General features: G+C 58.1%; 14 protein-coding genes. 11 read left to right on the forward strand and 3 right to left on the reverse strand.

What is annotated here, in order from left to right; genetic code table 11:
- Window positions 1-65 precede the first annotated feature (65 nt).
- The 6 genes from ACN0XM_RS07820 to ACN0XM_RS07845 all read left to right on the forward strand — a co-directional run bounded on the left by ACN0XM_RS07820 (window position 66) and on the right by ACN0XM_RS07845 (window position 9,089).
- Window positions 66-932: an SDR family oxidoreductase gene (locus ACN0XM_RS07820; RefSeq protein WP_417566364.1), complete on the forward strand. Its 867-nt coding sequence runs from the start codon at window positions 66-68 to the stop codon at window positions 930-932.
- A 10-nt stretch (window positions 933-942) separates the two neighbouring features.
- Entirely contained in the window at window positions 943-2,559 is a 1,617-nt protein-coding gene (locus ACN0XM_RS07825) for an acyl-CoA carboxylase subunit beta (RefSeq protein WP_417566365.1), read from the forward strand.
- A gap of 485 nt (window positions 2,560-3,044) precedes the next feature.
- Window positions 3,045-4,205, forward strand: a complete 1,161-nt coding sequence (gene atuD / locus ACN0XM_RS07830) for a citronellyl-CoA dehydrogenase (RefSeq protein WP_417566366.1) — start codon at window positions 3,045-3,047, stop codon at window positions 4,203-4,205.
- Window positions 4,206-4,291: 86 nt separating this feature from the next.
- The gene (locus tag ACN0XM_RS07835) at window positions 4,292-5,110 is read left to right on the forward strand and encodes an enoyl-CoA hydratase/isomerase family protein (RefSeq protein ID WP_417566367.1); all 819 of its coding nucleotides are present in this window, start codon (window positions 4,292-4,294) and stop codon (window positions 5,108-5,110) included.
- Between the two features lie 154 nt (window positions 5,111-5,264).
- A complete protein-coding gene (locus ACN0XM_RS07840) occupies window positions 5,265-7,241 on the forward strand; it encodes an acetyl/propionyl/methylcrotonyl-CoA carboxylase subunit alpha (RefSeq protein ID WP_417566368.1) in 1,977 nt (658 codons plus the stop codon).
- 18 nt (window positions 7,242-7,259) lie between these two features.
- Window positions 7,260-9,089, forward strand: a complete 1,830-nt coding sequence (locus ACN0XM_RS07845) for a long-chain-acyl-CoA synthetase (RefSeq protein ID WP_417566369.1) — start codon at window positions 7,260-7,262, stop codon at window positions 9,087-9,089.
- A 185-nt stretch (window positions 9,090-9,274) separates the two neighbouring features.
- Here the strand turns inward: ACN0XM_RS07845 and ACN0XM_RS07850 are convergent, their stop codons facing one another.
- Window positions 9,275-10,255, reverse strand: a complete 981-nt coding sequence (locus ACN0XM_RS07850; RefSeq protein WP_417566370.1) for an NADPH:quinone oxidoreductase family protein — start codon at window positions 10,253-10,255, stop codon at window positions 9,275-9,277.
- A gap of 148 nt (window positions 10,256-10,403) precedes the next feature.
- Complete coding sequence (locus ACN0XM_RS07855; RefSeq protein ID WP_417566371.1) at window positions 10,404-10,970, reverse strand: BLUF domain-containing protein; 567 nt, start codon at window positions 10,968-10,970, stop codon at window positions 10,404-10,406.
- Window positions 10,971-11,165: 195 nt separating this feature from the next.
- Here ACN0XM_RS07855 and ACN0XM_RS07860 point away from each other — a divergent pair, with 195 nt between their 5' ends.
- The 5 genes from ACN0XM_RS07860 to ACN0XM_RS07880 all read left to right on the forward strand — a co-directional run bounded on the left by ACN0XM_RS07860 (window position 11,166) and on the right by ACN0XM_RS07880 (window position 15,856).
- A complete protein-coding gene (locus ACN0XM_RS07860) occupies window positions 11,166-11,783 on the forward strand; it encodes a trimeric intracellular cation channel family protein (RefSeq protein ID WP_417566372.1) in 618 nt (205 codons plus the stop codon).
- A 153-nt stretch (window positions 11,784-11,936) separates the two neighbouring features.
- A complete protein-coding gene (locus tag ACN0XM_RS07865) occupies window positions 11,937-13,235 on the forward strand; it encodes an NCS2 family permease (protein WP_417566373.1) in 1,299 nt (432 codons plus the stop codon).
- A 30-nt stretch (window positions 13,236-13,265) separates the two neighbouring features.
- The gene (locus ACN0XM_RS07870) at window positions 13,266-13,808 is read left to right on the forward strand and encodes an adenine phosphoribosyltransferase (RefSeq protein WP_417566374.1); all 543 of its coding nucleotides are present in this window, start codon (window positions 13,266-13,268) and stop codon (window positions 13,806-13,808) included.
- A gap of 23 nt (window positions 13,809-13,831) precedes the next feature.
- Window positions 13,832-14,494 (forward strand): fumarylacetoacetate hydrolase family protein, encoded by a 663-nt coding sequence (locus tag ACN0XM_RS07875; RefSeq protein ID WP_417566375.1) that lies wholly within the window; start codon window positions 13,832-13,834, stop codon window positions 14,492-14,494.
- Between the two features lie 48 nt (window positions 14,495-14,542).
- Complete coding sequence (locus ACN0XM_RS07880) at window positions 14,543-15,856, forward strand: ABC1 kinase family protein (protein WP_417566377.1); 1,314 nt, start codon at window positions 14,543-14,545, stop codon at window positions 15,854-15,856.
- Between the two features lie 50 nt (window positions 15,857-15,906).
- On the opposite strand, the gene mscL is transcribed toward ACN0XM_RS07880, so the two are convergent.
- Window positions 15,907-16,311: a large-conductance mechanosensitive channel protein MscL gene (mscL, locus tag ACN0XM_RS07885; RefSeq protein WP_417566378.1), complete on the reverse strand. Its 405-nt coding sequence runs from the start codon at window positions 16,309-16,311 to the stop codon at window positions 15,907-15,909.
- Window positions 16,312-16,324: the final 13 nt, after the last annotated feature.

Consider the following 16,324-nt stretch of genomic DNA (forward strand, 5'->3'; position numbering starts at 1 on the left):
CTGCTCACAGTCCCGGAAGGACCAAACGGCCAGAGCGCCCGAACTTTGAAAGGGTCTTCATTTTTATGAGCTATCAATCTGTTTTTCATCGGGACCTGTTTAAGGGCCAGGTGTTTATTGTTACCGGCGGCGGTTCTGGCATTGGCCGATGCACGGCCCATGAACTCGCTGCCCTGAGTGCGCGGGTAGCCCTGGTGGGCCGCAAGGCCGAGAAAGTCGAGTCTGTAAAAGCAGAGATCACTGAGGACGGCGGCATCGCGTCTGCCCATGTCTGCGATATTCGGGAAGAGGAATCGGTGAAGGCCACCGTCAAGGCGATTATTGCCGAACATGGCGGCCTGAACGGGTTGGTGAACAATGCCGGCGGACAGTTTCAGGCACCGCTGACGGGGATCAACCAGAAGGGCTGGGAGACCGTCGTGCGAACCAATCTGACCGGCGGCTTCCTTATGGCCCGGGAAGCCTACACCCAGGCGCTGTCCAAAACCGGGGGCGCCATCGTCAATATTGTGGCTGATATGTGGGGCGGTATGCCGGGCATGGGGCACTCCGGCGCCGCCAGAGCCGGGATGGTCAACTTTACCCAGACAGCTGCGGTTGAATGGGGCGCTTCCGGCGTTCGGGTGAACGCGGTTGCTCCAGGCTGGATTGCCTCCAGTGGCATGGACAATTACCCAGAACACATGAAGCAGTGGATCCGAAGCCTTGGCGATAACGTGCCCATCAAGCGGATGGGTACCGAATCCGAAGTCAGCTCCGCCATCTGTTTTCTGCTCAGTCCCGGGGCGGCGTTTATCAGCGGGGACTGCCTAAGGATAGATGGCGGTGCCTCCCAGGGCGGCCGAGTCTGGCCGTTGCCGAAGGCCAAAAACAACGAGCCTTACAACGGCTTTCACCGGGCCATCACCCCGAAAGTTCTGAGCGGCGACTGAGGAGCCGAACATGCAGGTACTTGAATCCACCGTAAGCCCCCAGTCCGAAGACTTTCGCACCAATGCCGAAGCCATGGAAGCCCATATCACCACGTTTCGGGACGTAGAGCAGAAGGTCCTGGATCTGGCGGAAGCGGCCCGGGAAAAGTTCACCAAGCGAGGCAAGCTGCTCCCGAGGGACCGCATCAACCGGTTGCTGGACCGTGGCACGCCCTTCCTGGAGCTCTGTTCCCTGGCCGGCTACAAAATGCACGACGACAAAGACGGCAGCATGGCGGGCGGCGGGATCATCGCCGGTATTGGCTATGTCAGTGGCATTCGCTGCCTCGTCGTTGCCAGCAACAGCGCTATCAAAGGCGGCACCATTACCCCGGCCGGCCTGGACAAGACGCTGCGGCTGCAACAGGTCGCCATGGAGAACAAGCTCCCCGTCGTGTCTATGTCCGAAAGCGGCGGCGCTAACCTTAACTACGCTACCGACATTTTCGTGCTCGGCGCCCGGGGCTTTGCCAACCAGGCGCGTATGTCAGCGGCCGGCATTCCGCAGGTAACCGTGGTCCACGGCAACGCCACGGCAGGCGGTGCCTACCAGCCGGGCCTGTCCGACTATGTAATCGTGGTGCGCGAGCAGGCCAAGATGTTCCTCGCCGGCCCGCCGCTTCTCAAGGCCGCCACCGGTGAAGTTGCCACCGACGAAGAACTCGGCGGCGCGGAGATGCATGCCACGGTAGCAGGCACTGCCGAATACCTTGCCGAAGACGACGCCGACGGCATCCGCCAGGCAAGAAATATCCTCGAAGCCCTGCCCTGGAGCGAGCAACTGCCGCCCCGGCGCGAGCTTCAATGGGAGGAACCGCTCTACCCGGCCGATGAACTGTTGGGCGTGATTCCGGCAGACTCCAAGAAACCCTACGATGTTCGCGAAATCCTTGCCCGTATCGCCGACGGTTCGAAGTTCATGGATTTCAAGAACGAGTTCGACGACCAGACCGTCTGCGGCACCATCCGGATCGAAGGCCACTCGGTTGGCATCATCGGCAACAACGGCCCGATCACACCGGCAGGCTCCGCCAAGGCCGCCCAGTTTATCCAGCTCTGCGACCAGGCCGGAACGCCGCTGCTGTTCCTGCATAACACCACCGGTTTCATGGTGGGCACACACTCGGAGCAGAACGGCATCATCAAACACGGCTCGAAAATGATCCAGGCCGTGGCCAACTGTCGGGTGCCAAAGGTCGCAATTGTCATCGGCGGTTCCTATGGTGCAGGCAACTACGCCATGTGCGGGCGTGGTCTGGACCCTAGGTTCATCTTCGCCTGGCCCAACAGCCGAACCGCGGTCATGGGCCCGGCGCAGGCAGGCAAGGTGATGCGCATTGTGGCAGAGGACAAGCAACGCCGCGGAGGCATCGAGCCGGATCCGAAGACGCTGGATTTTCTGGAACAGGCGACGGCGAAGAAACTGGAGGAAGGCTCTACGGCGCTGTTTGGAACAGCCCGGTTGTGGGATGACGGGCTGATTGATCCGCGGGATACCCGGCGGGTTCTGGCTCTGGTTCTCGACATTTGCCGGGAAGCCGAGGCTCGGCAGTTGCGGCCTAATACGTTTGGGGTGGCCCGCTTGTAGCCTTTCTGGGTTTGGTGGGGCCCGCCTCTTGGCCTTTGAGCTTTTGGGCTGGAACCGGGGCGGAGGGCTTCCCAAAAAACGCCCGTAAATACGTCCCTGTAGGGCTCGGTCGCGCCATCCCTGGCGCTCCACGTTTTTGGGAAGCCCTCCGCCCCGGTTCTGGTCGACCACGAGTTATCGTTTTAAGAGAGAAAGCTTTTCCACTGATCGAGAGAACAAACACGTAGGTCGGATTACGCCTTTGGCTAATCCGACCTACAGAGACAACAAAACTGCCAGCGGGCAGCAACACATTTGCAGACATTGGCGTGTGTGTGGGACCGACTTCAGAAAATGTAGAGGGCCATGGATGGCCCGAAACAAGCGCACATGGATGTGCTCGTAGCGGTTTTCTGAAGTCGGTCCCACACACACGCCGCCCAAGCTAAAGAACGTGCACCCGAACATAGAAGGCACGAACTCTCTATCACCAGGAGAACAAGAACGTGAAATTCACAGCCGAACACGAAGCCCTGAGAAAAACCGTCCGCGATTTCGTGGAGAAGGAAATCAATCCCCACTGCGACGAATGGGAAGCCGCCGGGGAATTCCCGATTCATGAGCTGTTCAAGAAGCTCGGCAACCTCGGGATCCTGGGCATCCAGAAGCCGGAAGAATACGGCGGCATGGGGCTGGATTACAGCTACAACCTGGTGGCAGCGGAAGAGCTTGGCATGGCCAACTGTGGCGGTGTTCCGTTGGCCATCGGGGTGCAGACCGATATGTGTACGCCGGCCATCTCCCGGTTTGGTTCCGATGAACTCAAACGCAGCTTCCTGGCACCAGCCATTGCCGGTGACATGGTGGGTTGTATCGGCGTCAGCGAGGTTGGTGCGGGTTCCGATGTGGCAGGGATGAAAACTACCGCCAAGAAAGACGGTGACGACTACATCATCAACGGCTCCAAGATGTGGATCACCAATAGCCCAAAATCCGATTTTATCTGCCTGCTGGCCAACACCTCGGACGACAAACCCCACAAGAACAAGTCCCTGATCGTGGTGCCCACAAAAACACCCGGCATCTCCTTCAGCCCGCACCTGAACAAACTGGGCATGCGCTCCTCGGAAACCGCGCAGATTTTCTTTGACGACGTGCGCGTTCCCCAGCGTTACCGCATTGGCGCTGAAGGGACCGGTTTTATGATGCAGATGCTGCAGTTCCAGGAAGAGCGCCTGTGGGGTGCCGCCAATGTGATCAAGGCGTTGGAAAACTGCATCACCAAGACCATTGAGTACTGCCGAGAGCGCAAGACCTTCGGCCAGCCATTGATCGACAACCAGGTCATCCATTTCCGCCTGGCCGAACTGCAAACCGAAGTCGAAGCCCTGCGCGCCCTCACCTACCAGGCATGTGAACTCCACGTTGATGGTAAGGATGTGACCCGCCTAGCTTCAATGGCCAAGCTCAAGGCCGGGCGTCTGGGGCGTGAGGTCACAGACAGCTGCCTTCAGTACTGGGGCGGTAACGGTTACATGTGGGATAACCCGATTTCCCGGGCACACCGGGATGTTCGGCTGGTGTCCATCGGTGGAGGTGCCGATGAAATCATGCTCGGGATTATTTGCAAGATGATGGGGACCCTTCCGGGTAAGAAGCGCGACTGAGGCATCAGACATTGGCGGAAGGCTATCAGGTCGGCTGGGAGGCCCAGCCAACCTGATAGCTCCAAACCTTTTACGTGGAGTCAGTTATGGATCAGCTACCACATTGCGAGACACTGTTACTGGAGAAACAGGGCCCTACCCTGTTTCTCACCATCAACCGACCGGACGTTCGCAACGCCATGAGCCTGGAAATGGTTGCGGAACTGTCGGCGGTTTTTGCCCAGATTGAAAACGACCTGCACATCCGCGTCGTCGTAATCCGGGGTGCCGGTGGTCATTTTTGTGCCGGCGGTGATATCAAAGACATGGCCGGTGCCCGCGGCCAGAAGGCTGCCGAGGGTGAGGCCGATCCGTTCTACCGCCTGAACAGAGCCTTCGGCCAGATGATCCAACAGGTCAACGAATCCTCGAAAGTCGTTGTCGCGGTCACCGAAGGCGCCGTGATGGGCGGGGGCTTCGGACTGGCCTGCGTTTCCGACGTTGCCATCGCCGGGCCGACGGCCAGGTTCGGCATGCCGGAAACGTCCCTCGGCGTGATTCCCGCCCAGATTGCGCCGTTTGTGGTTGAACGAATCGGCCTAACCCAGGCTCGCCGATTGGCTTTGCTGGGCTTGAGAATCGATGCGAACGAGGCATGCAGTCTTGGAATCGTTCACCAGGCGGCATCATCGGATGATGAACTGGAAGAGATGCTGGCTGCCGCTTTGGAACGTGTTCGCCATTGCGCTCCGGTTGCCACCGCTGAAACCAAGGCGTTGCTTCATCGGGTTGGTCATGAGTCGATGAGCGGCCTGCTCGACAGCGCGGCTGAGAAATTTGCGGAAGCCATTCGGGGAAGCGAAGGGACCGAGGGCACCATGGCTTTCATGCAAAAGCGGTCACCGGCCTGGGCGGGCCACTCTTGATGAATGCGGAGCGTGGGAGGCTGGATGTGCCTCCAGAAAATGTTGGAGGCCATGGATGGCCGGAAACAAGCGCACATGGACGTACTCGTAGCGGTTTTCTGGAGGCACATCCAGCCTCTCGCGCGGCCCCACACCCAAGCAAGAGAACAAGAACATGTTAAGAAAACTGTTAATAGCCAACCGGGGCGAAATCGCAGTTCGGATCATCCGCACCGCCAAAGCCCTCGGTTACCGTACCGTCGCTGTCTACTCTGAGGCCGACGCCAAAGCCATGCACGTGGAGATGGCCGACGAGGCCGTATGCATTGGCCCGGCTCAGGTATCCGCCTCCTACCTGAACAGCGACGCCATCCTCGAGGCCGCCCGCAAAACCGGCGCCGACTGCATCCACCCCGGATACGGTTTCCTCTCCGAGAATGCCGCCTTCGCCGATGCCTGCAAAGAGGCTGGTCTGGTCTTCGTGGGCCCGCCTGCATCTGCCATCGAACTGATGGGCAGCAAGCGTCGATCCAAAATCGCCATGCAGGAAGCCGGCGTGCCCGTGGTACCCGGTTATGAGGGTAACAACGCCAGCGACGACGAACTGATCGCAGCCGCCAAAGACATCGGCTACCCCTTGATGATCAAAGCCTCTGCCGGCGGCGGTGGCCGTGGTATGCGCCTGGTTGAGAGTGAACCTGAACTCGCCGACAACATCAAGCGGGCCCGTTCCGAGTCCAAGCAGGCCTTCGGCGACGACGAGCTGATCCTCGAGAAAGCCGTGATCGAGCCCCGCCACGTGGAAATCCAGGTGTTCGCCGATAGCCTCGGCAACGCCGTGTACCTGGGCGAGCGAGACTGCTCCGTTCAGCGCCGGCACCAGAAAGTGGTCGAAGAAGCACCCTCTCCCTTTGTGACACCGGACCTGCGCCAAGCCATGGGCGAGGCCGCGGTCAAAGCGGCGCTGGCCTGCAATTACGAAGGTGCCGGCACCGTCGAGTTCCTGGTCGACCAACACCGGCACTTCTATTTTCTGGAAATGAACACCCGTCTGCAGGTGGAACACCCTGTCACCGAGCTGATTACCGGTCAGGATCTTGTTGCATGGCAGCTTACCGTTGCCGAGGGATTACCACTGCCCTTGGCCCAGGAAGAGATCAACCTGAACGGCCATGCCATCGAGGTGCGGCTTTACGCCGAGAATCCCGCCCAGGGTTTCACGCCCCAGACCGGTCCTCTCTATGTATTTGAACCCGCGGAAGGTGAGGGCCTAAGGTTCGACACCGGCGTTCGATCAGGAGACAGCATCACGCCCCATTACGATCCCATGCTGGCAAAAGTGATTGCCTGGGGCCAGAACCGCGATGAGGCCCGCCGCCGTCTGATCCGGGCCCTTGAGGACACGGCAGTCTTCGGCGTCACCACCAACCGCTATTTCCTGAGCCGGATTATTGCCAACGACACCTTCGGTGCTGGAGAGGCAACCACAGCATTTTTGCAGCAAGCCTTCAGTGATGATCCTTCACTGAAGCCACAGGAGCTGGACATCCGGAAGATCGCCCTTGCGGCCTGCGTTCTCGACCATGGCATTTCGGGCCAGACCGCCTGGAGCAATGCACCGGCCACCATGACCCCGATCAAGCTGGAAAGCGGCGACACGATCGTTGAGCTGCTGGTTACCCGGACCGGCAACCGGTTGTCGTTCAGCATGGGCAAAACCCGCCACACCCTTTTGTTTGAAAGCCAACGTGATGGCCTTTTGTGCATTATCGACAACGGCGTTCGTCAGACTTGCCAATATCACCGCCAGGGCAATTCCCTATATTTGCAGGCGTTCGGGCAATCCTGGTCGGTCCGGGACATTACCCACCTTCCGGCAACCGGCCCCAACGGCGTTGGCAGCGGTCGCATCCAGGCAACGATGGATGGTGCCATCATTGATGTGCTGGTCGAAGCTGGCCATACCGTTCGCCAGGGCGATACGCTCGTAGTCCTGGAAGCCATGAAAATGGAGCATCCGGTGAGAGCAGACCGCGATGGCGTCGTCGGCCAGGTTCACGCCAGTAAAGGTGAACAGGTTAAACGCAGCCAGTTGCTGGTGGAGATCACTGCGAACGAAACCTCTGAACAGGAGGCCAGCGCAAAAACATAAGCCGGGTAAAGAACCATCATGAGCCAAGACAACGTATCCCCACTGGACATCGCCCGCGGCCTGCGGGGCGTCATCAGGCGGCTGCCCGCCATAGCCAGAGGTTTTTACTACTATTCCCTGAAAAATGAGGACCGGGGACTGACCCTCGGCACGCTCATTGAAGCCAATGCCAATCATGTCGGCAACCGGCCTGCCATTCTTTTTGAGGACCGTTCCATTACCTGGCGCGAGCTCAATGGCTGGGCCAATCGTATCGCCCGCTACCTGCAGGACCAGGGCCTCCGCAAGGGCGATGCCATCGCAGTATTCCTGGAGAACCGCCCGGAGCTGCTCGCTGTGGTAGCCGGCGCCGCCAAACTGGGGGTGGCCTGCGCCATGCTAAACACCTCCCAGAAAGGCAAGGTACTTGAGCACAGCATCAACCTGATTGAACCGAAAATGGTGGTGGTCGGTGAGGAGCTGGTTGAGGCATTTAATGGCGTAAAAGCTGATCTGAAGCCCCGACACCCTCATCCATTCCAGTTCCTCGCAGACATCAACACCCTGAACGCCTTTGGCGATGCCCCGGACGGGTACGTCAATATGGCCGAGCAAGTCAGCGCCTTCAACAGTGACAACCCGGCTCTGGCAGACCCACCCAGATTGGGCGACACCGCGATCTACCTGTTCACCTCCGGCACCACCGGCCTGCCCAAAGCAGCCCCGGCCTCCCACCGCAAGTTCATCAAGGCCTACGGAGGGTTTGGCCTGATGTCCCTGGCCATGGAGCCCGAGGATGTCCTCTATTGCACCCTGCCCCTCTACCACGGCACGGCGCTGGTGGTTTGCTGGAGCTCCGTACTGGCCGGCGGCTCGGCCATTGCCCTGCGCCGAAAGTTCTCAGCCAGCGCCTTCTGGGACGATGTGCGCTACTACCATGCCACCATCTTCGGCTATGTCGGCGAGCTCTGCCGCTACCTGCTCAACCAGCCTCCCAGCGAGCAGGACCGTAACCACACCCTGACCAAGATGATCGGCAACGGCCTGCGCCCATCCATCTGGAAAGAATTCAAGGAACGCTTTGGCATCGAAACCGTGGCGGAACTTTACGCCTCTAGCGAGGGTAACATCGGTTTCAGCAATTTCTTCAACATAGACAACACCGTCGGCTTCTCCACCGCCCCTTACAGACTAGTGAAATTCCACGACGGCACCCGGGACCCGGTTCGCAACGGGAAAGGCTTTCTGAAGGAAGTCGCCAAAGGTGAACCTGGCCTGTTGATTGGGGAGATCACCAAGAACTGGTCCTTCGAGGGCTACACCCAGAAAGAAGCCACAGAACAGTCGATCCTTCGCAACGCCTTCAAAAACGGCGACGCCTGGTTCAACACCGGCGATGTCCTGAAAGAAATCGGCTGCGGCCACCTGCAGTTTGTTGACCGCATGGGGGATACCTTCCGCTGGAAAGGCGAGAATGTCTCAACCACGGAGGTGGAAAACATCATAGACGGTTCCGGGATGGTCGAAGAGGCCATTGTCTACGGCGTGGAAGTCCCCGGCACCAACGGCAAGGCAGGGATGGTAACCCTGGTACCCCAAAGCAACGGCCGCGAGTTCGACGTTAACAGCCTGTTCGCCTACCTCCAGGATAACCTGCCGGCCTATGCCATTCCGGTGTTTGTGCGGGTCACCCACGCCATCGAAAAAACGGGGACGTTCAAGTACCGGAAGGTGGACATCCAGAGAGCCGGCTATTCACTCGGCCATTCCGGCGAGAAAGTTTATGCCTGGCTGCCTCGCACTGATGGGTATACCTTGCTGACGCCCAGGTTGGTTTCGGAGATTGATGGGGGGAAGGTCAGCTTTTGATGCTGGCCTGTGTGTGTTGGCCCTAGCCTGCAAGGATTGGTGCGGGGTCGTGTCGGGCTGAGCTCCCCAAAAATGTTGGAGGCCATGGATGGCCGGAAACAAGCGCACATGGACGTGCTTGTAGCGTTTTTTGGGAGGGGGCTCCAATCGCCGACCTCCCCCGAGCTACCAGGCTGCGCAACAACTCAGGAGCCGACTTTAAGAACAACCTTCCCGGTAGCCCGCCGCTCAGTCAGCGCGCCCAGGGCCTTGGCGTAGTCTTCAAACTCGAAGACCTCGCTGATTTGCGGGTCAATCTTGCCTTCGGCGTAGAGCTTCATCAGCTCCATCATGTTCTGGGCACTGGCCTCGGGTTCGCGCTGGGTGAAGCTGCCCCAGAATACGCCGACCACCGAACAGCCTTTAAGCAACGTCAGGTTTGCGGGAATTTTCGGAATCTCGCCGGCGGCGAAGCCCACGATAAGGTGCCGGCCATTCCATGCCATGGCTCGCAGGGCCTGTTCGGTGAAATCACCGCCCACAGGATCGTAGATCACATCCACGCCCTTGCTATTGGTGAGCTTCTTGACGGCGTCTTTCAGAGGTTCTTCGGAGTAGTTGATCAGCTCATCCGCACCAGCTGCCTTGGCGACAGCTAGTTTTTCGGCGGAGCTGGCCGCAGCGATGACTTTTGCGCCCATAGCCTTGCCCAGCTCAACCGTCGCCAGACCGACTCCACCACTGGCGCCAAGCACCAGAAGCGTCTCACCCGGCTGAAGGTTTGCCCGCTGCTTGAGTGCGTAATAGGAGGTGGCGTAGACCATCGTGAACGCAGCGGCCTTTTCATCCGACATGCCTTCTGGAATCGGCAGCAGGTTCTGCTCGGGAACGACAACCTCTTCGGCAAAAGCTCCGTACCCGGTCAGTCCAGCCACACGGTCGCCCACCTTGAAACGGCTAACCTTGTCACCCACACCGATCACTTCACCAGACATCTCGCCGCCAGGTGAAAACGGCATGTTGGGTTTAAGCTGGTATTTACCCTCGATAATCAGGGTATCCGGAAAGTTCAGGCCCGCCGCTTTCACGCGAACCTTGACGCCGTGACCTTTGACATCCGGGCTGGGGACGTTTTCGATGACCAGCTTTTCGGCCGGGCCGTATTCCTTGCAGAGTATGGCTTTCATGGGTGCTCCGTTTTTGTTTGATCGCGTTTCAGGCAGGGGATTCGCCTGCTATTTGATACCCGTCAAGCTAAACAGAGTCTTACCCTGAAGCAAATAAAGTTCTCTTATTGCAGCCCATAAGCCGTGTTTATTTTCTGACATCCATCGGTCAGAGCATGGAGCCGGCGAAAAAAAGCGCACCCAACAGGCACAGGGCGGCGGCAATCAACCCCGCCTTCAGACCCGGGGAGAATGCTTGGGGCGCGTCGCGCATGGTCTGTGTGTCATCATGATTAACCAGCTTCTGGTCGTGACTGGAGTTGCGGATCAGCTCAATCATGTCCTCGCACTGGGCGGACGTAAACGATGCCGGCTCGAAGTACTGCAACCCCTGCGACTCCAGAAGCCGCTGAACGTCCCGGGAGAGCGGCACGTACTTCATTGACCAGTTGGTGAAGGTGCGCTCGGCGAGTGGCTCTTCAATCAGGGTCACGATGTTGCGGTGTCTTTCGTCCTTCAATATGCGCTCGTAGGTTTTCCTCACCTCATCCTCTTCGCCTTCGAGATACTGGAAAAAATGGTTGTTGCCGTAATACAGCCCACCCATAAGTTTTCCTCGGGCATTATTTCTTCTCGAGGTCATCAAAATCCGGGCGACGTGGGGCTCAACACCTTTTTCCACCGGCTTGGCTTCAAATGTGGCTTCACTGGCGTAGGCCAGACGCATCAGGGACATAACAACTCCGTACTACAAGATTAAGGTAAGTTGGATGCAAGATACGTGCGGACCTGTCGTTATGGATCACAGTACTGGAGACCAAGCGACTCGCCAACGGCGCCCACGAGGATGAACTGAAAGGCGTTTTCAGCTATCCTGCGCGCTCCGAAATTCGCCGCCCGGCCAATCCTTGTTCACCATTCAGGGCCTGCCATGCCAGACATTATCTACGTGCTTGAAATGATTGGGATCATCGCCTTTGCGATTTCCGGCATGATCGTGGCGCGTTCCAAGAATATGGATCCTGTCGGCGTGTTCACCATTGGGTTCATAACGGCCCTCGGCGGCGGTACCCTCCGCGACATGATCATGGACAACCACCCGGTTTACTGGATCAAGCACCAGGAACAGCCCATTCTGATTCTGGGCATGGCAATTGTGTTCAGTTACTGGAATCGGGCCGAGCGGATTCGCGAGTCCAGAATCGTACTTCCCGACGCCATCGGCCTTGGTGTCTTTTCCATTCTCGGCGCGCAACTCGCCCTTGATTTGGGGCACTCCTGGTTTATCGCCTCACTTCTCGGGGTGATGACTGGCACCTTTGGTGGCGCGCTCCGGGATACTCTGTGTAACGAGGTGCCCTACATATTCCGCAAGGATCAGATCTACGCATCCATTTCCTTCGCCGGCTGCTGGCTGTATTTCGTATGCCAGTGGTTCCTTGAGAATGAAGCCCTGCCCCTGACCATCGGGCTGCTGTTCATTACGATTGTGCGAATGCTTGCGGTGCGATTCGATATCCGGCTGCAGCGGGATCCTCAGGGCAACTGACCGGGTGTTCCGGATGTGACAAACTGTCAATCATCCCTTGGCCTTCCGCCGCTCAGCCGGTAAGATTGCCGTTTTTTCACGCAATCTACCAATTCCGTTCAGACCAGACTTCCAGACACCAACTTTCAGAATCCTGTGAGGCAGACCCACGTCATGCTTGAACGACTGTTCCAACTCGATGCACACGACACCACCGTTCGCAAAGAAGTGGTTGCGGGCATTACTACCTTCCTGACCATGGCTTACATCATCGTGGTTAACCCCAGCATCCTCTCCTCTACCGGCATGGATTTCGGGGCTATTTTTGTTGCAACCTGCCTTGCAGCGGTTATCGGTACGCTGATTATGGGCCTTTGGGCCAACTACCCGATCGCCCTGGCGCCCGGCATGGGGCTGAACGCTTTTTTCTCCTTCACCGTGGTTGGCAGTATGGGCTACAGCTGGCAGGTGGCACTGGGAGCCGTATTCCTGTCGGGCTTGATCTTCTTTCTGCTGAGCATTTTCAAAATCCGGGAATGGATCATTAACAGCATCCCCCTGTCCCTGCGCTATGGAATCTCTGCGGGCATCGGCTTCTTCCTGGCTCTGATCGCCCTGAAAAATGCCGGCATTGTGGTGGACCACCCGGCAACCCTGGTCGGTCTCGGCGAGATCAAGACAGCAGAAAGCCTGCTATTCTTCGGCGGTTTCGTGCTGATCTGTGCACTGTCGTTCCGGCAGGTAACCGGGGCTGTGATGATCGGCATTATTGCGGTGACTGGCGTGGCCATGACACTTGGAATGGTGGAATACAACGGCTTTATTTCGGCACCTCCCAGCATTGCTCCCACCTTTATGCAGCTGGATCTCGCCGGCGCATTCAACCTGGGCATGATCAGCGTGATCTTCGCCTTCCTGTTTGTCGATCTGTTCGACACCTCCGGAACGCTCATCGGAGCCGCCCAGCGCGGCGGGCTTCTGGACAAGGATGGCAAGCTTCCCCGCCTCGGCCGCGCGCTGATGTCGGACTCTGTCGCCACCATGTCCGGCGCCGCTCTCGGCACCTCGACCACTACCAGCTACATTGAATCCACGGCCGGCATTTCCGCCGGTGGCCGCACCGGTCTGACCGCCGTGGTGGTCGCCATACTGTTCCTGGCCTGCCTCCTGCTCTCGCCGATTGCGAGCATTATTCCGGCCTATGCCACCGCACCGGCACTGCTGTATGTGGCTGTTCTGATGGCCAGCGGGCTCAAGCTGATCGACTGGGACGATGTAACCGATGCCGCCCCCGCCGTGGTCACCGCTCTGATGATGCCACTGACCTTCTCCATTGCTAACGGCATCGCTTTGGGCTTTATTACCTACGCCCTTCTGAAGGCATTAAGCGGCCGCTGGTCTGAGCTTAACGTCAGTGTTGTTATCATTGCGGTCGTCTTTATCCTGAAATTCACTTTCCTGGACGTGGCATAACCTGCGTCCAGAACAATCACCGGATCTGTTATGGATTATTTTTCGGAGAGCATCAAATCGGCTATTCGCACCGTACCGGACTGGCCGAAGCCCGGTGTCGCCTTCCGCGATATCACCACGGTACTTCAGGACAAGACCGCCTTCCGAAAGCTGATTGATGCCTTCGTGCATCGCTACCACGGTCACAGGGTTGACGCTGTCGCCGCCGTTGACGCCCGTGGGTTTATTATTGGCTCCGCACTGGCCTATGAACTGAACGCCTCTCTGGTACTGGTTCGAAAAAAGGGCAAGTTGCCATTCGACACTCTGGTTGAAGACTACGAACTGGAGTACGGCACGGCCTCCGTGGAACTGCACAAGGATGCGTTCAAGTCAGGTGACAAGGTCGTACTGGTGGATGATCTGATCGCCACAGGCGGCACCATGCTGGCGGCAAGTCGTCTGATCCGGCGAATAGGAGCGGAGATTGTGGAAGTCGCCGCGATGATTGATCTGCCCGATCTCGGAGGCTCCCGGAAGCTGCAGGATGAGGGCCTTCAGGTTTATACTGTTTGCTCGTTTGACGGGGAATAAACAACAGCATACTGGAGGCGACCATGCCGGATTACCAACACCACTGGAAGGACGGCACACCCGTTCATCTGCCTCTGGGCAAGATTGTCTGCATTGGTCGCAATTACGCGGAGCATGCAAAGGAGTTGAATAATCCGGTGCCCGATGAGCCGCTGCTGTTCATCAAGCCCGCCACCTCGGCTGTCCATATCACCCGCCCTCTGGACTTCCCGAGAGACAAAGGTGAGGTTCACTTCGAGACCGAGCTGGCGGTGCTCATCGGTCGCCCCCTGACCCATGCCTCAGCCAGTGAGGCGGAGGCCGCCATCCTCGGATACGGTCTGGCGCTGGACCTGACGCTGCGGGACCTGCAAAGCAAGCTCAAGGAAAAGGGCCAGCCCTGGGAGCGTGCCAAAGCCTTTGACGGTGCCTGCCCGCTTTCGCCCTTCGTGGCAGCCGATAAGTTTGCTGGTGGCAATATTCACTTCACGCTGGACATAGATGGTAGCCGCCAGCAAACCGGTGACACCCGGGACATGCTCAATCCGGTGGTTCCCCTGATTGCCCACATCAGCAGTCAGTTCACGTTGCTACCGGGCGACGTTATCCTGACCGGCACCCCCAAGGGCGTAGGCCCGCTGACGTCCGGCCAGACTCTGTCACTGGAACTGGAAGACCTGCTGTTCGTGGCGACCAAAGTGGTTTAACGTGCAGGCCCGGCTAAACCCATATCCGGTCAAAGGCGTACATCTGTTATGGCAAAGAAACCGGTTACCTCCCGAAGTGGGCGCTTCTTCAAACTCGCAGGCATGACTGCCTCAGTCGCAGGGCATTACGCTGGCCAGCGCGCGCGCCGAATGTTCCGAACGGAGAATGACCAAGGCGCCCAGAGCGAGAGTTACACCCGCATGGCGGATCAGATTGCCGACACCTTGGGAGAGCTCAAGGGTGCCGTCATGAAGGTGGGCCAGATCGCCTCCCAGACTCAGGATTTTCTGCCCAAGGAGTTTTCAGACGCACTTGAAAAGTTGCAGAAAGAAGCCCCTCCGATGCCGTTTGAGGTAATCGTTGAGCAGATTGAGTCAGAGCTGGGAAAACCGGTTTCCGAGCTGTTCGAATACCTTCAGGAGAAGCCTTACGCAGCGGCTTCTATCGGCCAGGTACACCGGGCTCGACTTCAGAACGGCGTCGATGTCATCGTAAAAGTTCAATACCCCGGTGTTGACGAGTCCTGCGATTCCGATCTAAAGCAACTGCGCCTGGCCCTTAAACTGGGCGGCTTGTTGAAGATGCCCAAGGAATCGGTTGACCGCCTTTTCGCAGAGATCCGGGAGCGGCTCAAAGAGGAGCTGGACTATGAGAATGAAGCGAGGAATATAGAACTCTTCCGCAAATTTCACGAGAACCAGCCGTGGGTGCTGATTCCTTCGGTGGAAAAAAGCCACTCAACCCGTCGTGTGCTGACAATGGAGCTGGTCGAGGGTGACCACGTGAGCAAAGTCAGCCATGACCGGTATGACCAGGACACCATCAACCTGATCGGCCATCGGATTTTCACCCTGATGGCGGACCAGCTGTTCCGCTTTCAGTGCATCCATGGCGACCCTCATGCCGGCAACTTCGCTTACCGTCCCGACGGCTCGATCATCATGTACGACTTCGGGTGTGTGAAGAAACTGAAACCGGAGATCGTCGAGGCTTACAAGAACGCCCTGACCGCCGCCTTAAACGAAGATTATGAAGCCCTCGACCGCTACCTGATTGACCTCGGCGCCCGGGTCGGCAGCCAACCGGCGGTGGATGAAGCCTACTACGCCATGTGGCGGGATATCCTTGTAGTGCCGTTCGAACATGATGAACCCTACGACTTTGGCGAATCTGAAATTCACAAGCGGGTGGCGGCAAAGACCAGCACGGTGTTCAAATACCTGGATTTCTTCAAACCGCCGGTGGAAAGCATTTTTATTGACCGTATGATTGCCGGTCACTACTGGATGCTGAAGCGGCTCGGGGTTCAGGCGGCATTCCGAACAGAACTGCAGAAGTATCTGCAGGAAGCGTCGGGCTGAGGGACGAGCCCCGACGCTTCGGCCTCTGGCGTCGTTGAAACGCGATCAGGCTAGGGTTTGGCTTTCAGCAAGTCCCGAATTTCCATCAGCAGCTGCTCCTGGGCCGACGGCGCGGGCGGTGCCGCCGGCGTTTCAGCCTCTTTCTTGCGCAAACTGTTCAACGCCTTCACCGCCATAAACACTGCGAAGGCGACGATAACGAAATCGAACACGGCCTGGATGAACACGCCATAACGTATCGCGACGGCCTCGACGCCGTCCTCCGCAGCCTTGAGTGTGATCACCAGGTTCGAGAAATCCACACCTCCGATCAACATTCCGATCGGTGGCATCAGGACATCGGCCACGAACGACGACACAATCTTGCCAAAGGCCACACCGATGATGATACCCACCGCCATATCCACGACATTGCCTTTGACCGCAAACTCCTTGAACTCTTTCATTATGCTCATCGCACACAGCTCC

Origin of the sequence: Marinobacter sp. (assembly GCF_048269445.1) — a bacterium.
Lineage (GTDB): Bacteria > Pseudomonadota > Gammaproteobacteria > Pseudomonadales > Oleiphilaceae > Marinobacter.